General features: G+C 62.0%; 18 protein-coding genes and 1 pseudogene. 13 read left to right on the top strand and 6 right to left on the bottom strand.

What is annotated here, in order from left to right:
* The coding region (locus DL1_RS14840; protein ID WP_038067867.1) for a 2OG-Fe(II) oxygenase at positions 1-245 on the top strand (245 nt) is incomplete at its 5' end.
* Positions 246-504: 259 nt separating this feature from the next.
* Here DL1_RS14840 and DL1_RS14845 read toward each other — a convergent pair.
* Positions 505-1,326 (bottom strand): LysR family transcriptional regulator, encoded by an 822-nt coding sequence (locus DL1_RS14845; protein WP_162178762.1) that lies wholly within the window; start codon positions 1,324-1,326, stop codon positions 505-507.
* Positions 1,327-1,443: 117 nt separating this feature from the next.
* Between DL1_RS14845 and DL1_RS14850 the strand changes: the two genes are divergently transcribed.
* The 3 genes from DL1_RS14850 to DL1_RS22250 are packed head-to-tail and all read left to right on the top strand — an operon-like array spanning position 1,444 to position 4,119.
* Positions 1,444-2,619 carry an MFS transporter gene (locus DL1_RS14850; RefSeq protein WP_245739595.1) on the top strand — a complete coding sequence of 392 codons (1,176 nt, stop codon included), beginning with the start codon at positions 1,444-1,446 and terminating at the stop codon, positions 2,617-2,619.
* A gap of 1 nt (position 2,620) precedes the next feature.
* Entirely contained in the window at positions 2,621-3,919 is a 1,299-nt protein-coding gene (locus tag DL1_RS14855; RefSeq protein ID WP_038067871.1) for an SGNH/GDSL hydrolase family protein, read from the top strand.
* Positions 3,916-4,119, top strand: coding sequence for an SDR family NAD(P)-dependent oxidoreductase (locus DL1_RS22250; RefSeq protein WP_038067873.1), 204 nt, complete (start codon positions 3,916-3,918; stop codon positions 4,117-4,119). Before DL1_RS14855 ends, DL1_RS22250 begins: the two co-directional genes overlap by 4 nt.
* Positions 4,120-4,415: 296 nt before the next feature.
* On the opposite strand, the gene rsgA is transcribed toward DL1_RS22250, so the two are convergent.
* From rsgA to DL1_RS14880, 4 genes are all read right to left on the bottom strand, one after another.
* On the bottom strand, positions 4,416-5,363 hold the full coding sequence (rsgA, locus tag DL1_RS14865; RefSeq protein ID WP_342726682.1) for a ribosome small subunit-dependent GTPase A: 948 nt from the start codon (positions 5,361-5,363) through the stop codon (positions 4,416-4,418).
* Positions 5,364-5,837: 474 nt separating this feature from the next.
* Positions 5,838-6,725 carry a DMT family transporter gene (locus DL1_RS14870; protein ID WP_038067876.1) on the bottom strand — a complete coding sequence of 296 codons (888 nt, stop codon included), beginning with the start codon at positions 6,723-6,725 and terminating at the stop codon, positions 5,838-5,840.
* A gap of 243 nt (positions 6,726-6,968) precedes the next feature.
* Positions 6,969-7,622 carry a potassium channel family protein gene (locus DL1_RS14875; protein WP_038067877.1) on the bottom strand — a complete coding sequence of 218 codons (654 nt, stop codon included), beginning with the start codon at positions 7,620-7,622 and terminating at the stop codon, positions 6,969-6,971.
* 1 nt (position 7,623) lies between these two features.
* A complete protein-coding gene (locus DL1_RS14880) occupies positions 7,624-8,796 on the bottom strand; it encodes a low temperature requirement protein A (RefSeq protein WP_038067878.1) in 1,173 nt (390 codons plus the stop codon).
* A 197-nt stretch (positions 8,797-8,993) separates the two neighbouring features.
* Between DL1_RS14880 and DL1_RS14885 the strand changes: the two genes are divergently transcribed.
* From DL1_RS14885 to DL1_RS21265, 3 genes and pseudogenes are all read left to right on the top strand, one after another.
* Entirely contained in the window at positions 8,994-9,383 is a 390-nt protein-coding gene (locus tag DL1_RS14885; protein ID WP_038067880.1) for a hypothetical protein, read from the top strand.
* 416 nt (positions 9,384-9,799) lie between these two features.
* Positions 9,800-12,160 carry a Tex family protein gene (locus tag DL1_RS14890; protein WP_038067882.1) on the top strand — a complete coding sequence of 787 codons (2,361 nt, stop codon included), beginning with the start codon at positions 9,800-9,802 and terminating at the stop codon, positions 12,158-12,160.
* 68 nt (positions 12,161-12,228) lie between these two features.
* Positions 12,229-13,070, top strand: a pseudogene (locus DL1_RS21265) (IS5 family transposase).
* Between the two features lie 155 nt (positions 13,071-13,225).
* On the opposite strand, the gene DL1_RS14900 reads toward DL1_RS21265, so the two are convergent.
* On the bottom strand, positions 13,226-15,391 hold the full coding sequence (locus DL1_RS14900; protein ID WP_038067884.1) for a sensor domain-containing protein: 2,166 nt from the start codon (positions 15,389-15,391) through the stop codon (positions 13,226-13,228).
* A gap of 665 nt (positions 15,392-16,056) precedes the next feature.
* Here DL1_RS14900 and DL1_RS14905 point away from each other — a divergent pair.
* The 6 genes from DL1_RS14905 to DL1_RS14930 all read left to right on the top strand — a co-directional run bounded on the left by DL1_RS14905 (position 16,057) and on the right by DL1_RS14930 (position 22,863).
* The gene (locus DL1_RS14905; protein ID WP_038067885.1) at positions 16,057-16,845 is read left to right on the top strand and encodes a CPBP family glutamic-type intramembrane protease; all 789 of its coding nucleotides are present in this window, start codon (positions 16,057-16,059) and stop codon (positions 16,843-16,845) included.
* Positions 16,846-16,872: 27 nt separating this feature from the next.
* Positions 16,873-17,481 carry a lysozyme inhibitor LprI family protein gene (locus DL1_RS14910; protein ID WP_038067886.1) on the top strand — a complete coding sequence of 203 codons (609 nt, stop codon included), beginning with the start codon at positions 16,873-16,875 and terminating at the stop codon, positions 17,479-17,481.
* Positions 17,482-17,569: 88 nt separating this feature from the next.
* Positions 17,570-17,905: a hypothetical protein gene (locus tag DL1_RS14915; RefSeq protein WP_038067888.1), complete on the top strand. Its 336-nt coding sequence runs from the start codon at positions 17,570-17,572 to the stop codon at positions 17,903-17,905.
* A gap of 57 nt (positions 17,906-17,962) precedes the next feature.
* The gene (locus tag DL1_RS14920; protein ID WP_038067890.1) at positions 17,963-18,796 is read left to right on the top strand and encodes an SH3 domain-containing protein; all 834 of its coding nucleotides are present in this window, start codon (positions 17,963-17,965) and stop codon (positions 18,794-18,796) included.
* Between the two features lie 129 nt (positions 18,797-18,925).
* Positions 18,926-20,854: an alpha/beta fold hydrolase gene (locus DL1_RS14925; RefSeq protein WP_038067892.1), complete on the top strand. Its 1,929-nt coding sequence runs from the start codon at positions 18,926-18,928 to the stop codon at positions 20,852-20,854.
* A 20-nt stretch (positions 20,855-20,874) separates the two neighbouring features.
* Entirely contained in the window at positions 20,875-22,863 is a 1,989-nt protein-coding gene (locus tag DL1_RS14930) for an alpha/beta fold hydrolase (protein ID WP_038067894.1), read from the top strand.
* Position 22,864: the final 1 nt, after the last annotated feature.

Genomic DNA, 22,864 nt, shown 5'->3' on the forward strand with positions numbered 1-22,864 from the left:
CGGATATTGGCGGCGGGCCGATTTCGGCCAAACGCAAGCTGACGCTGGTGCTACAACTCTCGCCCCCGGATGCCTATGAAGGTGGCACGCTGGAGGTGATGCCCGGTGCGCAGGTGCTCGAGGCCAGCCGGGCGCAGGGCTGTGTGACCGTGTTTCCCAGCTTCACGCTGCATCAGGTCACCCCGGTCCGCAGCGGCGTGCGTCATTCGCTGACCGTCTGGGCGCACGGGCCTGCGTTCCGGTAGGATGGAGACAAACGTGCGGCTTGCGTCACGACAGTGATCCCGGACGGAACGCCAGAGTTTCACAGCAATGCGCATCGCTTTCCGACATTCCACTGACGGTCGTGTCGAAACGTTCGATCAAGTCTTTGCGGATCTTGAGCCGGGTGCGCTGCTCACTCGCCATGTCGATGCAAATTTATCTGAAAGAGCGCGGAATGAGAGCGCCGCAGGGCACGCGCGCTGGTCAGCCCCGCCGCAGACAGCAAAGGTCGCCGATGGGTTAGCCGTCAACGCGCCCTTCACGAACCAAGTACTCGACAACGCTCGAGACGCGGGCGGGCAGTGCTGCCGCTTTGCCAAGGTAGACGACATGGAATTCTTCGCGGGCGACGGGCGCGTCCGGCACGACCTGCAAACGGCCCGTCGCAAGCTCGTCCCGCACAAGGAACCGGCCCACGCGGGCCGTCCCGTTGCCATGCCGCGCAAGGGCCGCAAGGGTATTGCCGTCGGTGGCGCGCAGCCGCGCACCGGCCTCGCGCCAGATCGGATCGCGGCGCGCATAGGCAAAGCCAAGGGGCCCGACCGGGCCTTGAGGCGCGCGCACGGCGACAATCTCGCTGACACCGAGGGACCGGGCCCGCATCGTCGAATCCGGCAGCGGACCGGCTCTGATCCCGAGGTCGACCGGCTGCCCGCCCATATCGATCAGACCATCCCCGATCAGCAACTCGATCTCGAGATCCGGATGCGCACTGAGCAGAGCGGGCAGGATCGGCGCAAGGATGTGGTTGGCATAGGCGGAACTGGTCGCAATGCGGACCGTACCGGCCACGGGACCGCAACCCACTTCGCGTTCCGCCTGATCCAGCGCATCCAGAATGCCGCGGGCCGAGCGCGCAAAGGCCTGCCCCTCGTCGGTGATGGAGATGCGGCGCGTTGTGCGCCGCATCAGCGTGACGCCCAGCCGCTGTTCAAGCCGGGTCATCATCTTGGACACGGCGGAGGGCGTCATCCGACGCGTGAGGGCTGCAGCGGAAAAGCTGCCCTCGTCAACAACGGCCAGAAAGACGTCCATTTCCTGCAGGCGATTGGTGTCTCGCACTGGTGCAACCTATGAATTGAAGGCACAAGTATTGTTACTCATCCGCCAATTTATTCACAAGAGATGACCTGCCACTCTTTCCGTGAGCCGAGACACGCATCACAAGGAGACAGTCAGGTGGCACTTTCAACACAGGCAAGCCCTGCGGCAGATCCCGCGCGCTTGCCCCCGCTCATCGCACTCGGGGTCGGGGCTTTCGGCATCGGGCTTACGGAATTCATCATCATGGGGTTGCTGCCGCAGGTGGCGCATGACCTCGGCGTCGGCCTGCCCTCTGCGGGGCTGTTGATCACGGGCTACGCACTTGGCGTGACCTTCGGGGGGCCGGTTCTGGCGATTATCGCGAGCCGCCTGCCCCATCGGGCGGTGCTGATGCTGGTGATGGCGATCTTCACCGCAGGGAACCTGCTTTGCGCCCTCGCGCCGGGGTTCGCGCTGGTCTTGGCGGCGCGGGTGATCACCGGCTTTGCCCACGGGACGTTCTTCGGGACCGGGTCGGTCGTGGCACAGGCCATCGTGCCGCCGCATCGCAAGGCCTCGGCCATCGCCACGGTCTTTACCGGGCTGACCTTGGCCACCGTTCTGGGCCTGCCCTTCGGCACATGGCTGGGGCAGATCTTCGGCTGGCGCGCCACGTTCTGGGCCGTCGCAGGCATCGGCGCTCTGGCCCTTGCCGCCATCGCCCTATACGTGCCGCAGACCGAGGCTGGCACGCCCCTGAAGATGCGACAGTTGGCGCTCTTCCTGCGGCCCGCACCGCGGCGCGCGCTTGCGATGACGGCCTTGGGCTATGCCGGGGTCTTCATGGTGTTCACCTATATCACCCCGCTGCTGACCGAGGTCGCAGGCGTGCCCGAGGCGCATGTTGCGCTCTACCTGCTGCTGTTCGGGCTGGGAATCGTCGGGGGCAATGTCGCGGGCGGACGGCTGGCGGATCGCTGGCCCGGGACTTCGGTGCCCTTGGTGCTGGCGGCTCTCGCCGCAGGGCTTCTGGTATTGCGTCTGGCGCTGGACCTGCCTGTTCTGACAGCCCCGGCGATGCTTCTGCTTGGCATGCTGGCCTTTTCGACGCTCGCCCCGCTTCAGTCCCAGATGATGGCCCGCACCCCCGCTGGCACCGACACGCTTGGGTCCACCTTGAACATCTCCGCTTTCAATCTGGGCAATGCCATCGGCGCTTGGCTCGGCGGCCTGGCGATCACGGCGGGCTTTGGCCTCTCCGCGCTGCCCCCGCTCGCCGCCCTGCTGCCCTTGACCGCTCTGGCTTTGGCCTTCCTCCCGGAAAGGAATTGACATGCGCACGCTGACGCAAGCGACCGCCACCCTTCTGAGCATGAGCCTCGCCGCGCCCGCGCTTACCGAAAGCTGGACCCCGGTCTGGATGGCCAGCCCGCAAGCCGTCTGGAGTGACACCTCCGTCTTCGAGACAGGGCTGCCGGGCAGCATCGCCGGCGCGACGATCCGCCAGCCGCTGACGCTTGGCCACGCGTCCGTCTTCGAGACAGGGCTGCCGGGCAGCATCGCCGGCGCGACGATCCGCCAGCCGCTGACGCTTGGCTACGCGGCGGATCGGCTGCGGCTGGTGCTGTCCAACATCCACGGCACCCGGCCCCTGCCAATTGATGCGGTGACCTTGGCCCGCAGCGGCGGCGCGGCAAGGGTCGAGGCCCCGCAACCCGTCCTGTTCGGCGGCAGGCCCAGCGCCCTCATTGCGCCGGGGGCAGAGCTTGTCTCCGACCCGGTGCCCTATCCGGTCGAGGCCGGGGACCGGATCGCCGCCACGCTGAGATTTGGGCCGACCGCCCGGGCCGAGGACTTCCACTGGGATGCCCGCGAGACCAGTTATCTGATCGATGCGGATCTGTTGGCCCCGAAGGTGCTGGCCGAAATCCCGGCGCGGCTGACCCTCAGCGCGGTACTATCGGATCGACCGGCACGGCAGGTGGTCATCGCCATGGGCGATTCAATCACCGACGGCAATGGCGCCCCGATGGATGCCATGGCGCGCTGGCCCGATTATCTGGCCCGCGCCCTGTCCGGGCAGGAGATCGCGGTGGTGAATGCAGGGATCTCCGGTGGCCGCCTGCTGAGCGACGGCATGGGGCGCAGCGTGCTGGCGCGGCTCGGGCAAGATGCGCTCGCCATGCCGGGGGCGGATACGCTGGTGCTGCTGATCGGCACCAATGACATCGCATGGCCGGGCACGCCGTTCGCGCCCGAAGCGCCGCCGATGCAGCTCGACCGCCTTCAGGCCGGGTTCCTGCAGGTCGCGGCCCGCGTTCATGCGCAGGGCATGCGGCTGATCCTTGGCACCATCCCACCGTTCGAGGGCGCACTGCCGGACACGCCGATGGCGGCGAGCTACTGGAGCCCCAAGAAAGACGCGCTGCGCCGGGAGGTGAACGACTGGCTGCGCGGTGCAGATTTCCATGACGGGCTCGTGGATTTCGACCGGGTGCTGGGCGCTGAGGATGACGACGCGCGCCTGAACCGGACCTATGACAGCGGCGATCACCTTCACCCGGGCGCCGAGGGCAACCGGGCCATGGCAGAGGCCGTGGCACCGACTCTCTTGAAAGGACCGCCCCCATGAAAATCGATCTCAGCGGCAAGACCGCACTCGCCACCGGTTCAACCAAAGGGATCGGTCTGGCCGCAGCCAAAGGCCTCGCCGAGGCGGGGGCCGACATCATCTTGCATGGTCGAAACCCCGATGAGGTCGCCGATCTCGCCCGGACGCTCGGTGCGCGCGGCACCGCGGTTCAGCTCGACACGGCCGAGCGCGGCGCCTAGCTTGCAGCCGTTGCCGGAGAGGTCGCGCATATGATCGTCTAGGCCTGCGCACCGCAGGCATCTGCGACCACCGGCGCCAGCCTGAGGGTCGACGGCAGGTCATGGCAATGAACCCGATGGGGGCGTTCCTTTCACGCATCCATGTCGCTGCATTTGGCAAGAACATGCTGCGCATCGCATCCTTGACGAACGCCACGAAACCCTAGGCGGGGACGGAATGTGCCAGTGCGTTGGCCTTTTCTCAGATATCGCTCAACGCCTCGGTGTCGGTTGCTGTGTATTCTCCGATCATTGTCCTACTTTCGATTGTTCTTCTGGATCGCTCGGATCGCTTTCCGCAGGGCTTTGCCGTCGGATTTCCGTTCCGACAGCGAGGCCGAATTGAACCGCTCTTCCGCCACCAGCTTGGTCCACCGAGCCAGACGATCCGGTGCGATCTCGCCTCTTTCCACGGCGTTCTTGATCGCACAGCCGGGCTCCGTGTCATGAGAACAGTCGCGAAACCGGCATTGGCCGATCAGAGCGGCAATGTCATCAAACACATCTGCGATGCCGTCTTGCGCATCCGTCAGCTGAAGCTCGCGCATGCCTGGCGTGTCCAGAACGGCACAGCCATTCGGCAAGAAGTGAAGCTGCCGCCGGGTGGTGGTGTGCCGACCCTTTGCGTCATCGTCCCGGATCGCGCCGGTCTCCACGGCCTGACCGCCCATCAGGGCATTGACCAAAGTGGATTTTCCAACGCCGGATGATCCCAGAAAAGCGATTGTCTGACCCAGCTTGCACCAATCTTTCAGCTTCGCTGTCGGCTCTTGCCCAAGTGCATTGACCGCCAAGGCGAACACCCGCCGGGAAATTGCCGAGGCCGCTTGCACGTAAGGATCGATATCCTCGCAGAGATCGGCTTTGGTCAACAGGATCACGGGCGTGACATCCGCTTCAAACGCCATCGCCACATAGCGTTCCAACCGCGCCACGTTGAAGTCTTGATTGCAGGACGTGACGATGAAGACCGTATCCACATTTGCGGCAATCATCTGCAGCCTGCGATCCGTTCCCGGCGCACGCCGTTTGAACAGGCTCTTGCGATGAAGCACTGTGCTTTCTGCCGGATGCTCCTGATCGAGCAGCAGCCAGTCGCCCACTGTCGCATCAGGCCCGGGCGGAATGAGCTGGTCGACGCCATCCCCAAAGACGTGCAACCCGTTGCGGTGGACTTCGGCCACGCGCACAGGCGGAGTTGCCATCAGATCATCAGTACTGGTTTGCTGGGCAAAGAACGGCTGCCATCCGAGTGTTTCCAGCTTGGACCGCGCGCGCATTACCGTTTTGCCCTCGCCAAAAGGCGGCAAAAATTGGGAATAGTCCCGTATCATTGTCTTGAACTTTCATGTTCCGGCCATGGGCAGACGCCTAGGCAATAATAACGTGTCTGATTGGTTTAAAAACATCTTTCACCCGCGCAGCGCGGATGTTGGAGGCTGTTCAGTTTTGCACCGGGAGGACGTTCTGCCTCCCCACATTATCGGGGCATGAAATCTCCATTTCCATCAAACACGGATAGAAAATTCGCCGGAACTTAGCAAGATGGGCAGCTGTTCCCGACATTCGTGATCGTCAACGCATAAGGGAAAATGGGCTCAAGCCGACCGTCGCCGCGCTCTGCGCTCTTTCGGCCAATCACGCGCAACGTCGCACCAAGCCAAAGAGGAACATTCCCGCTAGGCTTCTCCGGCGTGCCTTTGCTCGCGAAAGATCGTGAACATGCCGCTTGCAGCGATGACCGCGGCGCCGATGATCGTCAGCGTGTCGGGGCTCTCACGCCAGATAAGCCAGCCGAAAAGCGTGGCCCAGAGGAGGCCCGTGTAGTCCAGCGGCGCCACCACGACCGCCGGGGCTCGACGAAAGGCCTGCGTTATCATCGTCATCCCGGCTGTGCCGAATATGGCAATCCCAGCGAAGAGCCAGAAATCCTGAGGCCGGACCGGGATCCAGACGAATGGTACGATAAACGCACTCACCAGCGCCCCTGCGCCCGTGATGTAGACAAGCAAGGTCCAAACGCTCTCGCGGCTGTCGACCCATCGTGCGCTGAGCATCAGCAAAGCGTAGACGAGCGCAGTTGCCACGGGCAGCAGTGAAATCAGTTGGAAGGTTGCACCGCCCGGGCGGATGATCACAAGAACCCCGAGAAAGCCTATCAACACCGCGAGCCAGCGACGCCAACCGACCTCTTCGCCCAAGAAAAGGGCTGAAATCAGGGTTATGAAAAAGGGCGCGACAAAAATGAGCGCGGTCGCCTCGGCCAAAGAGAGGTAGATAAAGCTGGTGAAAAACATCATCGCAGCCGCGACCCAAAGCGCGCCGCGCAGCAAATGCGCAAGCGGGCGATGCGAGCGCAATGCGGAACGCCCCTCCATGATCAATGCGATGGCGATGGTAGCAGGCAGCGCGATCACGTTGCGCAGAAAGAGGATCTGGAGCGGCGAGTAGCCGGCGGTCAGCGTCTTTGCGATCGCGTCATTGGCACTCAGGCAGGCCACCCCCAAACACATCAAGACGATGCCGCGCGTGTAGGGTCCGGGCAGATTGGAATTTGCAGAGCTCAACGACGCCTCCCCGATTGGCATGCTCCCAAGGATGGCGCACACGGTCCAGACTTACAGCGCCGATCCAAGGACCAAAAGGGACCTGGCCGAGCCGCCTTTCCTCGGCACGATATGCGGACGCACCGGAAGGCAGCTTTCGGGATCACCATTAAACCGGTTCGGATCCCAAGGGCTGATCCCACTCTCATCGGAGACGCCATCTCGGCTGGCTGGCTCTCAGACCTGAGTACGCCCCAAGCGCCGCTATCCCCGGCTGGCATGCAGCCCGACGAGCCGCGACAACAAGATCACCGTATAAAGCGTCCCGCCAATGGCCTCGAAAGTGACGAAGGACTGGGCGTAGAATCCGACCGGAGTGATATCGCCATAGCCCAATGTGGTGAGCGTAACGTAGCTGAAATAGATCATCTGCTGCCAGTCGATCGCGGCACCGGAACTGGCCACGAAGGAGCCCGGCGCGCACCATTCGATGAAGGCCAGCACGGCCGCAAAGCCCGACCCGATGACGAGATAGAGTGAGGTCGCCGAGAGAAGCACATCCGTCATCACCGTCTTGGTTCCGAATGTGTAGCGCGCCAACACGACGACCATGCCGAGATGATAGGCGATGGAGGTCGCATAAACGCTCAGCGCCGCCCCGTTCGAATGCGCATAAGAATTCAGCAGGCCCGCGATGAACACGGCAAGCCCTGCCCCGCCCACAATGCCGCGCAAGAGGCGGTGATCTGTCAGCGCCCAAGTCGCCACCACGAAGATCGCAGCATAGAAACCATAGAATAGACCGGGCCAGATGCCCCCTGCCGCAGAGAGCGGATAGGTCAGATTGTGAAGCAGGAGCGCAGCCAGAAAGCCTGCATTGGCGACAACCTTGTAGCGGGCCGTGGGGATGGAGAGCATCTCAGGCAGCCTTCCGGTGCCCGAGCGCGGCCATGGCCAGCATGATCAGCAAGACGCCCGCACCCAGCCACAACCCGGTCAGATGCAGGCTCAGCGCGCCCCACCCCCAGCCCGCCAGCGCCGCCACCGCCAGCAGGTACAGCCCGCGCAACTGCGCTGAGGTCACGTGATGAAAGATCGTGCAGCCCAGAAGAAACAGGGAGGGCCCGGATGCGGCGATGAGTGCGGTCTCGACATGGATCGCATCATGGGGATGCGCCACGATCATCTCGATGGCAACCGCGGTCACGATGGCCCCGCAGACCGCGACGCCGTGCGCATAAGCCAGACCCGCGCGGGCAAGGCTGGTGTGATCCGCCGAATGTGCGAACCGGTGTTCGCCCGGCTCGGAGAGGTCAACGAAATAGATCCACCAGAGCGTCACGATCAGCAAGAACCCGATCAAGGCGGCCAGCCCCGTGTCGAAATGGATCTCGTGACGGACCAGATATCCCCCCAAGAGAAGAATGGATTCCCCAAGCGCGATGATGAAGATCAGCTGGTTGCGCTCGAAGAGGTGCAACCCCTTCAGCGTCCAGCTCGACATCGGGGTCGCGCCCTTCCCGGGCAGCCAGAAGCCTGCATAGGGGGCTGCATAGTCGATCAGCACCGCCAAGATCCATAACTCCAGCCGGACCGGCGCAACGAAGGCTCCGAGGATCCAGAACACCCCCGAAATCGCGCTCCAAGCCCCGAGCTGCGCGTAGTTGCGCCCCATGACCTGACCGCGAAACACGAAGGCCATATACCCGGCCCGGATCAGCGCCATGGCGACATAGGCGAAAGCGAATAACTCGGCGCGTTCGCTGAACGCCTTGGGCGCTGCCACCGCCATCAGCAGCGCACAGCCCATCAGCACGATCATCAACCCGCGCCCGCTGGGATGGTCGGGGTTAACCCAATTCGCAGCCCATGCGGTGTAGTTCCAAGCCCACCAGACGGCGGCGAAAAGCGTCACATATTCCAGCGCGCCCAACCAGCTTGCATGCTCCAGAAGGTAGTGCGAGAGCTGTATGATGGTGAAGACATAGACGAGATCGAAAAACAGCTCCATCGTGGTCACGCGGGGCGTGTCTTCGGCACTGAGGTCACGTAAGGCACCTGTCGGAACAAGGCGGTTCAATAGGCTGGACATGAAGGTTCCCTGCTGGCTTTTCGCGATTATCCCTCAAATCCGTCTCCATTCAACTACCGGAATTCTTGGGGTGATCTGCCCCCGCTCATCCAAAGCCCTTTGACGCGGTTCGATCACAGCCTCTGTGCCTAGGCCCCATTTTGCGCGCCGCTCAGCGGTCCGGGGCATGCAGCGGTTGAGACCGACCCAGAGCAGCCATGAGGCGCCGCGCCCGTCTCGTCCGCGCCCAGATCGAGAACCACGACACCCGGTCTGAGGAGAGAACATCTCGGCACCTCATCGACCCGATCACGTTCGATGATCAGAGACTCGCGGCCGGGGAGTTTATCTCGGCAGAGTGTTCCTATGTCCTCCGCCCCGTCGGGCCGAGCGATCCGACCGACAATTTCACGATCATCTTGACCAAGATCGGATGGGACGACATCGTCGGCATTACATCGCTCGGAGCTTTGCAGAAGGGCATCGGTCACCAGCTCATTTCGGGCGAAGACAGCCATCCGCAAGCCGAGGAATCCTCTCTTTATGTGTGTTTTGCGCCCGGCATCGAAATCTCGACGCCGAACAAGTGTCGGGCAACTTGCTCCTGACAAACGAGGCCGGTCCGCTACCGCTTGCCTGGGTCGGGCGCCGGACGCTTCATTTCAACGGGTCGAAAGCAGTTCACCGCATGATCCGAAATCCTTGGGGCGGTCTGGACGGGACCTGCACCGCCGCCACCTCGTCACGTCTCCGCAGCAGCCGATCTTGGCATGAGCAACCGCCGTCTTGTTCGGTGCCGCGGAGTTGCGCGGCATTCCAACACCGCGCAGTGGCTCCCGGTTTGGCGCCCGTCCGCTCGACCTGACGCACGGGGGCTTCGGCGGCTCCTTTCCCAGAAAACCCCCGTCTCGTACCGATCCGAGTTTCTGAGCGCCGTGCAATCCCGCCTGCCCTCGGTCTTGCCCCTTTTCCCCACCCGCGGAGGCGGGTATTGCTGGCGGCCCGACTGCATCAGGAGAGAGCCTTGGCCCAGAGTGATTCCGCCCCCGTCCAAGCCCGCATCGCGCAGACCATCGCCACGGATATCGCGGCGCGCCCGGCGCAGGTGACCGCGGCGATCGGCCTTCTTGATGGGGGCGCGACTGTGCCCTTCGTTGCGCGCTATCGCAAAGAGGTCACCGGCGGGCTTGATGACACGCAGCTGCGGCTGCTCTCGGATCGGCTGGGCTATCTGCGCGAGATGGAGGCGCGGCGCGAGACGATCCTCAACTCGATCCGCGAACAGGGCAAGCTGACCGACGATCTGGCCCGCGCGATCGGACGGGCCGAAAGCAAAGCCGCGCTTGAAGATATCTACCTGCCCTTCAAGCCCAAGCGCCGCACCAAGGCGATGATCGCGCGCGAAAACGGGCTCGAGCCGCTCTGCCGCGCGATTCAGGACGACCGGAGCGCCGTGCCCGAGGTCCTGGCGGCGGGCTACATCACCGAGGCCGTGCCCACGGCGAAGGACGCCCTGCAGGGCGCGCGTGACATCCTGACCGAGGAGCTGTCGGAAAATGCCGATCTGCTCGGTGCCCTGCGCGACTTCATGCGCGCCGAGGCCATCATCACCGCGCGCGTCGTTCCCGGCAAAGAAGAGGCGGGCGCGAAGTTCTCGGATTACTTCGACCACCGCGAGAAATGGGCCGACATTCCCGGTCACCGTGCGCTCGCCATTTTGCGCGCGGCGAAGGAAGAGATCGTCACGATGGAGATCGCGCCCGACCCGGAGACCGGCGAAGACCGCGCGATCAGCAAAATCTCAGCGACCCTCGACACCCAAGCCGGGCGTCCCGGCGATCTGTGGCTGCGCGATGTGGCACGCTGGGCGTGGCGCGTGAAATTCTCGGTCTCGCTTTACATCGACCTGCTGGGCGAGCTGCGCCAGCGCGCCCATGAGGAGGCGATCAAGGTCTTCGCGCGCAACCTGCATGACTTGCTGCTGGCAGCCCCCGCCGGGCCGCGCGCGACGCTGGGTCTTGATCCCGGCATCCGCACCGGGGTGAAGGCTGCGGTGGTCGATGCGACCGGCAAGCTCTTGGAGACCGCGACGCTCTATCCGTTCAAGCCGAAGATGGACCTGCGCGGGGCCGAGGCCAAGATCATCGAGATGGTCAAGCGCCACGGGGTCGAGCTGATCGCCATCGGCAATGGCACCGCCAGCCGCGAGACCGAACGGCTGGTCGTCGATACGCTCAAACTGCTGCCGCCGGGGGTGAAAGCGCCGACGCATGTGGTCGTCTCGGAAGCCGGTGCTTCGGTCTATTCGGCCTCGGAACTGGCTGCGCGCGAATTCCCCGATCTCGATGTCAGCTTGCGCGGCGCGGTCTCGATCGCGCGGCGACTGCAGGATCCGCTGGCGGAGTTGGTGAAGATCGAACCCCAAAGCATCGGCGTCGGGCAGTATCAGCATGACGTTGATCAGCGCCGCCTGTCGCAGGCGCTTGAGGCAGTCGTCGAGGATGCGGTGAACGCCGTGGGGGTCGATCTGAACATGGCCTCTGCGCCGCTTCTGGCGCAGGTGGCGGGGCTCGGTCCCGCGCTGGCGCAGGCCATCGTCGCGCATCGGGACGCGCATGGGGCCTTCCCCTCGCGGCGCGCTCTGATGAAGGTGGGCGGGCTTGGCCCCAAAGCCTTCGAGCAATGCGCGGGCTTTTTGCGCATCCGTGACGGCGACGAGCCGCTCGATGCCTCCTCTGTCCACCCCGAAGCCTATGCGGTCGCCCGCAAGATCGTGCAAAGCTGCGGCCGCGATATCCGCGAGATCATGGGCCAGCCGACCGCGCTGAAAGGCCTGAGCGCGGAGCAGTTCGTGACCGGCGATTTCGGCCTGCCAACGATCCGCGATATCTTTGCCGAGCTGGAAAAGCCCGGTCGCGACCCGCGCCCCACCTTTAAGACCGCGCAATTCACCGACGGGGTCGAGGATATCAAGGACCTCAAGCCGGGGATGAGCCTTGAGGGAACCGTGACCAATGTCGCGGCTTTCGGCGCGTTCGTGGATATCGGAGTGCATCAGGACGGGCTGGTGCATGTCAGCCAGCTCGCCGATCGCTTCGTGAAGGATCCGCACGAGGTGGTGAAAGCGGGCGATGTCGTGCGCGTGCGCGTGACCGAGGTCGACATCCCGCGCAAACGGATCGGCCTGTCGATGCGCAAGCAATCCGAGGGTGGCACGAATGCGCAAGGGAAAGGCCCCACGCTGCAAGGTCACGACCGAGGCAAGCCCAATCCGCAAGCCCCCCGTGGCAAAGGCCCCGGCAAAGGGCAAGACAAGGCGACCGCGAAAGACAGCGGCAACGGCGCGTTGGGCGCCGCGCTGCGCGACGCGATGAACCGGCGGTAGGGTCAGCTCAGGACCCATTGATTTCTGTTGCGTCGCGTGAGTCACGGCTCCGAAAATGGAGCGGTGACGTGAGCGATCTCTACTGGCTGACCGACGCGCAGATGGCGCGTCTGGAGCCCTATTTCCCGACGTCCGACGGTAAGCCGCGCGTAGATGACCGCCCTGTTCTGAGCGGGATTACCTTCATCAATCGCTATGAGTTGCGGTGGCGAGATGCACCTGCGGATAAGGTCCGCCCAAGCCCCTGTACACTCGCTGGACGCGATGGAGCGAATATGGCGTATTTGGACGTATCATGTTTGGCTTGGCCGCCGAGCAGGGTGAGAAGAAGACGGCCATGATCGACGCGACCTATCTGAAGGCACGTCGAACGGCGACCAGCATGGCCGCCAAAAAAGGGGGGCGTGGTCGTCTGATCCATTGCCCGGCAGGGCATTGCGCAGCAATGGGCCGAGAGGGGGGCGAGCCAAAGGCGGCGTGAAAACGAAGCTGTAGGCCATCTGCGACAGCCAAGGGCGCCCACTCAGCTTCTTCGTCACCGCCGGTCAGGTCAGCGACGACATCGGAGCACGGGTATTGTTGGGTGGCTTGCCAAAGGACGGCTGGCTGCTGAGCGACCGCGGCTCCGACGCGGACTGGATCCGGGAAGCGTTGAAAGACAAGGGGATACGCGCCTGCATCCCGGGCCGAAAGCAGCGACAAACAACTGTCAAATACGATAAGCATCGCTACAAACGCCGCAACCGCCCCTCTCGGCACCTCGCGTGCCGTGATGCCTGCCGGGCAGCGATGCGAGATCATCTTCGGTAGGCTGAAGGACTGGCGACGCGTCGCGACCCGAGACGACAGGTGCCCCAAGGTCTTCCTCTCCGCAATCGCGCTCGCAGCTACCGTCATCTATTGGCTATGAGCCTAGCTGCGGATGTGGCCCGGATTCGATGTCATCCCGATATCCACCCCTTATAAGCGTGATCGAGCGCAATGATTTCAAATGTCGCCGGTTTGACCCTATCCACTCCGTCCCGCGCGCGATGTCGCGCGGGCCAATATCGCAAGAGGCCTCAATCAGCGGTACGGGATCAAAGACTCGCACAGGGGCGAGTTCGATCTGAAGTTGATTTCTGTCTGCGCCGAAGGCTGCAGCCATCGGGCCGAAAAGACCTTCTCGGGCAAGGGCCGGTCGAAAAAGAAGCCCTGCCCCGCGCCGCATCCTAAGCCCTGTAAGATATCGGCCTGCCTCTCATTTTCGATCCCTTCTGCGACCACCTTGCACCCCAGCCCCTTGGCCAAGGCGATGGTGGCCTCTACGATCTTCAACGTCTTGCTGTCCGTCGAGAGGTCGGCAACGAAGAAATTATCGATCTTAATCTTGTCGACCGAAAACTGCATCAAAAGGGCGAGCGAGGAATAGCCCGTGCCAAAGTCGTCGACGACCAGCTTCACGCCCATCTCCTGTAGCTGTGAGACCACCTGTTGCGCCGCCTCCGGTGCCTTCAACATGACGTTTTCCGTCAGTTCGATTTCGATCTGATCCGGGCGGACGCCGTGGTATTCGCACATGTCGATGATATCTCGGACGATCGAGCCGTCTTCGAGTTGTTCCGCTGCCACATTGATGGAAACCGGACACGGAACGGTATAGCCCCCCTCTTCCCATGCCTTGATCGCTCTGCAAGCTGCCCCCACAACCCACCGGCCCAGAGCACGAAGCATGCGGTATTCCTGCGCGATCGAAACGACGTCCGCCGGGGACACCTTGCCAAGTTCGGCATCAGTCCATCGCAGCAGCGCCTCAACGCCAACCAAGCGACCGGAGTTAAGATCGACGAAAGGTTGGAAAGCCAGTCGAAGGCTACCCTCATCTAGGGCCAGTGCCAGACGCTCGGACATCCTTTGCCGCGCCTTGATGCGCTTCTTCATATCCGCGTCATAGGCCGAAAAGCCGATTTTGCGTATTTTGGCATCATACATTGCGATATCGGCGGCCTGCAGCAAGTCCCGCGTGGAGGTGCAATCTTCTGGGTAGCGCGCCATCCCGATGCTGGCCTCGATCCGATGGCGATGACCGTCTATCACGATGGGACGGCTTAGCGTGGTCAGCATACTCCTGATGTGAATGGCGACCGCATCTGGATCGACTGCATCATGGAGCACGACGAATTCATCCCCTCCAAGCCGGGCAATAAGACGCGCGTCCGGCATGGCCGCCCTAAGACGGTGGGACGTCACTTTGAGTACCTCGTCACCGGTGGCATGCCCGAAAGTATCGTTGATCTGTTTGAACCGGTCGAGGTCGAGATAATACAGGTGCAGCCGGTTGTTGGGCTCCAAAAGGGCTTTCGCCAAGTAGTTCTGCAAATGTGCGCGGTTGGCCAACTCGGTCAGCGGGTCAAAAAGGGCCAGATGGCGCATCTTTTCTTCGTTGTCTCGACGTTGCGTAATGTCCTGCACGAATGCGAGAAAGATCGGCGGGTTTTCATTGCGCGCGTAGTGAAGCGCAATATCGCACGGATATCGGCTGCCATCCTTGCGTTGGTGCACGGTTTGAAACGACAGCATATCCTCCGTGCCGTCAATCAAGGGTGCGACCATCTTCCGGAAGGTCGGTTCATCAAATTCGGGTTTGATATCCACCGGGGTCAGGCACGATAACTCGTCAGCTTCATAACCAAGGTTGTCGCGTGCTCCACGGTTCACCAACATGAAATGCAGGCTCTGCGCATCAAAGACAAACACCTCATTGGCCGAATGTTCCACCACGCGCCCCATACGAGACAAAGCACGCTCTCCGCGTTTTTGGTCGGAGACGTCGTGACGAATTGAGACGAAGCGTTCGATTTTCCCGTCAAGGCCGCGCAACGGTAGGATGACACTATCGACCCAATAGATGGATCCGTCTTTTGCACGATTGCAAATCTCACCGTGCCAGGCCTTGCCGCTCCGGATGGTTTTCCAAAACCTCTTCCAGAAATCTGAGTCGTGGGTGCCAGAACTTACAATGTTATGAAAAGAGCCGATCAGCTCCTCCTTGGAATAGCCGCTCAGCGCGCAGAAGGCAGGGTTGATATGTGTGATCCGGCCCCTCGCATCCGTCTCGCTGTAGATCATGTGCTCTTGGATCGCCGCAAGCACCGGGTCCCAACGGGTGCCTCTGGCATCTTTCGGAAAGGCCTCCACCAGAACACGCAGATTATCCGTGTCTGAACCTACCGCTTGAAATTTATGTGCCATGATCGCCCTGCCCTGCCTCTGCGTTGGAACAAAGTGGCGTAAGAGGGTAAACAATCTGATAAATCCCAAGGCAGAAATGAGCTTCCAGACAGCGAAATGGAGTCACTCTCGATCCGCGAGTGTCCCCAGCGGTCGACCTTCCGATCGAGCCGTCAGGTCGTGGGATCAATCGCCGCGCAAAGGTTCGTCTCCCGTCCTCAGCGTCGATCACTTCGAGGTCGCGAAAGGCGGTAGAGGTCCGGGGAGCAGGTCATCAGACGCCAGATCAGGTACAGACCGATCGCTATGAATATGGTGGACATCGCCATGTTTATTCCAAGCGAACCTGCGCGCGCGAAAAAACACCATAGACGGTAAACGCCGCCAGGGCGAACCAGCACATAGCAGCCATATATCCCAAGATTCTGTTCGCCATATCGGTCAATCCAGGAGCGCCAAGAGACTCGAACGATACCGCCAGGAGGTGGCCAAGCCAATCCGGGGAACAGTGAGCTCGACGGCACCGGGCTTGCCGCAAACCGGATAGGGTGGTGGCGCGAAACGGATAGCGAGAGGCTGGGGTTCCGCATATTCTTAGATGCGTCTATTGTGCTGACACGGCGAATTTTTTTCCAGTCAGATCCGTGCAGTGCGGACATGGTCGCAGAGCCGTGTGAGGTAACAAGATGCCGCAGAACGTTGCCAATCTGAGAGAGGTTTCCAACCGCGACGGGCTCTTCTTTTTCGAGCGCTCGGATTGCGATTTACCGTTTTACCGCGGAGTGCCAATCTTTCTCGGCACAGGACGTTGGTTGATTGTTCTCGCGTCTGTTGCGCTGGCTTTCACGGCTCTCATTCAGGCGCAACAGATGTTCAACACGGGCGTGGCGACCTTCATTCCCTCGTTGCTTTTCGTGCTGATCCCACTTGTGACATTGGGACTGGTCGGAGGTTGGCAGGCACCCTCTGCGCTCTTTCGTCCACTGCGCCGCCGCGATTTCCTGCTCATCATCGGGTTTCTCGTGCTGAACTGGATCGTGACGATCATCGTGGGCCTGCTGATCGTCGGTATGTTTCAAGGCTTGGCAAACCCGGCCGTTGAGCGTGTGGCCGGTGCCTCAGGAGCGGATCGCGCGATTTATTTCGGCGCGACGGCGATCCAATTGCTGGGCGAGGAAATTCTTACGATCCTGCCGTTCCTCGCCTTTTTGACGCTGCTCAATGGAGCGTTGGCAAGAAAGACCGCGCTCGCTCTTGCGGCGCTCGGGGCGGCCGTCATTTTCGCGCTCGTCCACCTACCGACCTACCAGTGGAACGTGCCACAAGCCTTGGTCGGACTGGTCCCGATCCGCCTCGTCCTCTTGCTGCCTTTCATCATTACACGAAACATCTGGGTCTCTACCGGCGTCCATATCCTGAACGACTGGGCGATTTTCACCATGACAATGATCGGCGGTCCGGATGCGGCGGGCTGACAGGTCGAACCTTGAGAGGAGTGCATAATGACCCTCGGAAACCTCACTCTGATCGCTCTTCTGGCGATGTCTCCCGCAGCAGTGCTGGCGCAGGACGGTCCCACGTTCGACTGCACCAAGGCTGAAAGTTCAGCGGAAAAGCTGATCTGCGACGACCCCGAACTCGCAGCGCTCGATCGTCGGCTCGCGGAACGCTTCGCGGCGGCGGTGAAAGTGGCGGAAGGTCTCGATACCGGAGCCGAGAAAACCACCAAGACGCTTCGCGCGATGCAGAGAGGCTGGATTTCGGGGCGTGACGAGTGCTGGAAAGAGCCCGATCTGCGCGCCTGTGTCGAGACCGCGTATCTGCGGCGTGAGGCAGAACTCGTAGCCGAATTCACTCTCGAGGCGCCGAAGTCGACGGTCGAGCTGATCTGTGGCGACGGCGCGCGTGCCCTGACCGTGGACGAATTCGCAACCGAGCTTCCCGGAATTCGGGTCGAAGAAGGCGACCACGTCGAGATCGGCGCGCAGCTTTCTGCGGATACACCCGGAACCTATTACCTGCGCGGAGCGGGCGGGATCGTTCTCGACGATGGGACCCCGCGTATTCAAGATGCCTATGGAAAAGAGACTGACTGCCGGATCTCTGGCTGAAGGGTTGCGGGCGTCCCGCTGACTTGAACTGCTGTCGCCTCGATCCGCCGCGGCAGCTCAAAAGCTATCTGACAGGGAGTATGAGACCATGAGATACTACACGATCGCGCTGCCTTTGCTCGTCTTGTTGTCGGGCTGCATCGAAGGCACGCAGAGCACCACCGCAATAAACAGTTCCGGTGGCACCTCGAGCGGGACGATCATCCCGCGCAGCGACGGCGGCTATGCGCTGACCTTCTCGGCGCAAGGCAATGCGTGCTCAGCCGTTTTCGACGACCCGAGGCCACGTGGAAGAGAGCTGTCGCCGGTCACCTGCACCGGAGACGGAAGTGGTAACGCGACGATGGTCTATTCCGACGACGGCACGCCTGATCGCGTGACCTTTGGCGGTCTCGGGATTGGCAGTGGCACCTTGGTATTCTGATATCAGACCTGGCGGGGTCTCGCCCGCCCGGCCTTGCATGGCAAAAGGGGAACCGAAATGAAACGCTTGTTGCTCTTCATCAGCTTCGCGCTCGCATGCACAGGCCTCTTTGGTCTGTCCGCTCGGGCCGATGGCGGCCCGGATTATTGGCAGGTAACAGGGGTCGCCGCCAACGACCATTTGAATATCCGCTCCGGCCCCGGCACTGCGAACCAAATTGTGGCCATCGCGCCCAATGGTGCCGTCTTTCGCAACCTTGGGTGCCGGGGCGCGGGATCCGCACGCTGGTGTCACGTCGAGACACCGGACGGGCACAGCTCGGGTTGGGTGTCCGGGCGGTTTCTGCGCGAGACTGGTGCGCCGGGTTCGGGTAGCGGTGGGACGCGGCAGGTCGGCGTGCCGGAGCTATACGAGCGCAGCAGCGGAGAGATCGAGCTGCGGTTTCCAAGCGGTTGCACCGTGCTTTATAATCCAGCCGGTCGGGTCATCACGGCGGGCGGCTCGTGTTCCCGCGCGCAACGCAGTCGCGCCGACGATGCCGTTGCGCGTCACATGCGCGAACAAGGCAATCATGCCGATCATTCGGGTGGAAGTGCTCCGGCTGCAAACGTCAATGTCTCAGGGAATGGCACTATCTATGGCGGAGGCGCGCTGAATGGCCGGATCTTCGGCCACAAAGAAGGTGCCTACGCGGTGACAATCTCCGGCGACGGCATGACCTGCACCGGGCTCTTCAAACACGCACCGGGCACGGTGCGGAGCGAAACGGCCTCGCTCCATTGCACCGATGGGGCGCACGGCACCGCAGTCCTCGTTCGTAATCGGAGTGGCAATGGGAACACCCTGACCATGACCCTGACGAATGGAACCGGTGGTTATGTGCTATTCTAAGCTCGGCGCAGGCGTCCGGCGGGTTCGAAATCATCTTGTCTGACAAAGCCTTTCCGGCGCCGATCTCAAAAGGTGCCGGGGGACGGGTCTTGAGGGTATGTGGTTCGGTTTTGAAGAAAGGTCTTATTGATGTCTCCTGATCAGATCGTCGCCACGGTGATCACCCTCATGAGCACCACGGCAAATCCTGCTTTTGAGACGCTGAAAGCCGGCGGCTATGACACAGGTTATCCGGTCGCGATCGAGGCCTGTCCCCGACCGCTTGGGCCGCTGGAAGTCGAGGGGCAGACGGTGATCTGCGGTCGCGTCACCGTGCCGGAGGATCACGACGCACCTGACGGGGCGACGATCCCACTTGCCTTCGCGGTGCTCAAATCCCACTCCACCGCCCCCGCGCCGGACCCGGTGATCTATCTGCATGGCGGTCCGGGAGGATATACGGTGCAGACGATTCCGACGAACGCCGCGCTGTTCGATTTCCTTCGCGACAGGCGCGACATCGTTCTGTTCGACCAGCGCGGCTCGGGGATCTCGGATCAGACCATTGCCTGCTATAACGAGTTTTCCGAAGATTTCATGCAATTCGCACAAGCCGACGAGGAGACGATGTTCGACGCCGACCAGCCATTGGCGAAATGCCTTTCGGAGACGGTCGCGACTGGCGTTGATCTGTCGCTCTACAATACGACGCAAAGCGCGCGCGACGTGCGCGCCATCATGGATGCTCTTGGCTATCCCGACTACAACGCCTTCGGCATCTCCTACGGCACCAAGCTGGGCCAGGAGCTTTTGCGCAGCGCTCCCGAAGGCTTGCGAAGCCTCGTAATCGACAGCATCAGCCGAGTGGACAATCCGGCCTATGATACGAACGGCGTGCCAGTGGATCAGGCGCTTGGCTGGGTCGTGGACTACTGCATGGCGAATGAAGCCTGTGCGGCAGCCTATCCGGATCTGGAGGAGACCATCCACGCGGCCGGAGCCCGCTTGGCGCAAGAACCGAAGCTGACGCTCGCAGGGGAAGAGATCGATCAGAGCCTGATGTTGGATCTGATGGATGCCAGTAACACGCGGGCGATGCCGTTCACGGCTTATCTGCCGCAGGTTTTCACCGAATTGGCGGAGGGCAAAACAGCGACGCTCGAGAAGCTCCTCAAGGGGGGCTTCAACCCCGACGGCTCCCCGGAGGCGATCCTTGCCAGATACGGCGCTGCCATGGGTGAAATCGACAAGACGATTGCCGAGGTGGCGTTGATGCAGGCCGAGCAGATGCGTAGCACGCAGGCTGCGGTGGGCAAGCTGCTCTCGACCCTGTCCGACGACCTCGCAGCCTCAGGCGCTCTTAACACCGAAGCGCTTCTGGATGAACAGCTTTCCGCAGTCGCGACCACGATGGAAGCGGATGTGTTGCTGGCCTTTCTGCACGACTACGTTCAGCTTGTCGGACAAGATCCTGACCGGGAGGCGATCGAAACCCTCATCGACCGATATGTGCCCGAGGTCGAAAAAACACGGTTACTTGGGCTCGTAACGGCAATGACGCAGGAAGACGTCGCCGCCTTCTACCAGCGCGCCCGAACGGACTCGGCCAACATCACCTCGAAATCTCGGATGATCTTCACCTTGGGTATCATCGCCTGCCAGGAGGATTTCCCATTCAATTCTCGCGAGGGCTACAACGATGTAGCGGCCGGGTATCGCTTTCCCTCCATCGATACGGGTGTGCGCAAGACGACCCTGCCGCTCTATGGTTTTTGCGACCTCTTCGAGAAGCATCCACGCGCGGGCTTCCACGCCCCCGTCAGCAGCGACATCCCTGTGCTTGCGATGTCGGGAACAAAGGACACACAGACCAACCCTGATGCCGCCGCAAAGGTCGTGCGCTCCCTCACAAAGGGTCAAGCCGTGCTCTTCCCCGAGGCTGGCCATGCCGTCATCCAGTTCTCGCAATGCGCGAAGGACGTGGCGGAAGGGTTTCTGGAAGACCCCAATACCGAGGTGAACGCCGCCTGCATCGAAGGGCTGAAACCGCAATTCTATGTGCCGGCATCGACGCAATAGACCCAGAGGAAGGATGCGAAATGTCGCCTGATCAGATCATTGCTCTCATCGCTGCGCTGACGGCCGAGCCCGACCCTAACGCTTTTTCCCAACTGAAGAACGGCGGTTTCGATCCCTCCTTTCCCGTGACGATCACCGCATGCACGCGTCCGGTCGCTCCGACCGAAATCGAGGGCAAGACGGTGATTTGTGGCAAGATCCAAGTGCCGTTCGACCATCGCAAACCCGAAGGAAAGACGATCGACATCGCCTTCAATCTTTACAAGGCGCGCTCACTGTCACCGCAGCCCGACCCGGTGATCTACCTCCACGGCGGTCCCGGAAGCGGCACCGTCAGCCGGGTGGCAAAAACCGTCAGCTACTTTGAGCACCTGCGGGAGCGGCGCGACATCATCGCGATCGACGAACGCGGCGTGGATGCGAGCGCGCCCGATATGGATTGCTATTCGACCCTCGGAGAACAGCTTGGCCCCGTGGTTGATGCGATTGGTGGCGCCGCCATCCCGTCTCTCGGGCTGGATTTCATCAAGGGCTGCCTTAAGGAACTCGAGGCCAAGGGCATCGACTATTCCCTCATCAACACCGAGCAGAACGCGATGGATGTCCCGGCCGTGATGTCGGCTTTGGGCTACGACCACTACAACATCTACGGGATTTCCTACGGAACCAAGCTGACGATGGAGATTTTGCGCCAGAATCCTCCCGGCATCCGTGCGGCGGTCATCGATGGCAACGCCCCGCCGTGGCTGCCGCTTTATTCAATGTTCTGGCAGTCGCATTCCACGCCGATCCGCAAGACCCTGGAGCCTTGCGAGCGCGATCCTGTCTGCAACGCGGCATATCCCGACATCATCCCGCGCACCTTCGCGCTCATCGACAAGCTGGGCGCCGAACCGGTGGAGGGTCCGAACGGCAAGGTCGGTCTGGAGGAGCTGTTCTTCACCATCGACGGACGTGTGGACATGAAGGGCCATTACGCTGCGCTTTCGCCCTATCTCCCGCTGATGGTCACCCAACTCGAAAAGGGCGAGACCACGATCTACGACGAGATCACCTCTGGGGAACTGCCGCCGAAACCGGCCAGCGCCGATGCCGATGCCGCGCGCGCCGCCGCGCAGGCGGCAGGCTTGAGCGCCTCCGAAATGGTGTTGGTTGATGCGATGTTGGCTGCCGCCGATCACATGCGGATCGCGGAGAGCACTGTGGAAAATGCCGCGCAGGCGCTCGAAGCAGACCTTGATGCCGAAGCCCGCGGCACCGATCTGGCCGAGATATTCGACGACCGTCTGGCCGACGCCATCCGCGCCCTCGATGATCCCGACGAGCGGCTGGCCGCCGGGCGCGACTACCTCGACCTAAGATTCGTGAAGCCTTCGGTCGATCCGCTGATTGCCTTGGCGAAGACCCATTTCGATAGTGAAACCGGCGCGACCATAGCAGCCCTCGCGCGTCAGCTTGGCCCCGACGACCTGACCCGTGTCTTCGACTTGATCCGCATCGATAATCAGGCAACGGTCAAGGACGTGGAAGGCATGCTTCAACTGCTGCTTTACGCCTGCCAGGAGGATTTCGTGGACGGCTGGAACTCGCCTGAGAAGTTCCGCGCGCTGATGATCGAAGATGGCTCCTGGGGCCCGGTGATGCAAGACATCATGGTCGACTGGCTGTCCACTCCCTTCGTCGAACCCTGTGCCCTGTTCGACGAGCACCCACGCAAGGACTGGACGACCATCGGGTCATCGGACCGGCCCGTGCTGTCGATGAACGGGGAGCTCGACACGCAGACCGCCGGGATATGGGGCGCGCTTGCGGTGCAGAACTACAGCAACGCGCAGGTGGTCATGGTGCCCGAATCCGGCCACGGCACCATCCAGTTCAGCCAATGTGCCAAGGACATCACCGCCGCCTTCATCGAGGATCCGACGGGCAAGCTTGATACGTCTTGCGTCGAAGATCTTCGCCTCCCGGTGATGATGCCCGACGGAACGATGCATCCACTGCCATATTGAT

It is taken from the genome of Thioclava dalianensis (assembly GCF_000715505.1).
GTDB lineage: Bacteria > Pseudomonadota > Alphaproteobacteria > Rhodobacterales > Rhodobacteraceae > Thioclava > Thioclava dalianensis.

Coding starts and splice junctions, on each gene's coding strand:
- DL1_RS14875 (WP_038067877.1), bottom strand. CDS start 7,622: ATGCTCTCCATCCCCACGGCCCGCTACAAGGTTGTCGCCAATGCAGGC.
- DL1_RS14855 (WP_038067871.1), top strand. CDS start 2,621: ATGCGCACGCTGACGCAAGCGACCGCCACCCTTCTGAGCATGAGCCTC.
- DL1_RS14880 (WP_038067878.1), bottom strand. CDS start 8,796: ATGTCCAGCCTATTGAACCGCCTTGTTCCGACAGGTGCCTTACGTGAC.
- DL1_RS14925 (WP_038067892.1), top strand. CDS start 18,926: ATGTCTCCTGATCAGATCGTCGCCACGGTGATCACCCTCATGAGCACC.
- DL1_RS14885 (WP_038067880.1), top strand. CDS start 8,994: ATGAGGCGCCGCGCCCGTCTCGTCCGCGCCCAGATCGAGAACCACGAC.
- DL1_RS14915 (WP_038067888.1), top strand. CDS start 17,570: ATGAGATACTACACGATCGCGCTGCCTTTGCTCGTCTTGTTGTCGGGC.
- DL1_RS14930 (WP_038067894.1), top strand. CDS start 20,875: ATGTCGCCTGATCAGATCATTGCTCTCATCGCTGCGCTGACGGCCGAG.
- DL1_RS14905 (WP_038067885.1), top strand. CDS start 16,057: ATGCCGCAGAACGTTGCCAATCTGAGAGAGGTTTCCAACCGCGACGGG.
- DL1_RS22250 (WP_038067873.1), top strand. CDS start 3,916: ATGAAAATCGATCTCAGCGGCAAGACCGCACTCGCCACCGGTTCAACC.
- DL1_RS14900 (WP_038067884.1), bottom strand. CDS start 15,391: ATGGCACATAAATTTCAAGCGGTAGGTTCAGACACGGATAATCTGCGT.
- DL1_RS14910 (WP_038067886.1), top strand. CDS start 16,873: ATGACCCTCGGAAACCTCACTCTGATCGCTCTTCTGGCGATGTCTCCC.
- DL1_RS14920 (WP_038067890.1), top strand. CDS start 17,963: ATGAAACGCTTGTTGCTCTTCATCAGCTTCGCGCTCGCATGCACAGGC.
- rsgA (WP_342726682.1), bottom strand. CDS start 5,363: ATGGCAACTCCGCCTGTGCGCGTGGCCGAAGTCCACCGCAACGGGTTG.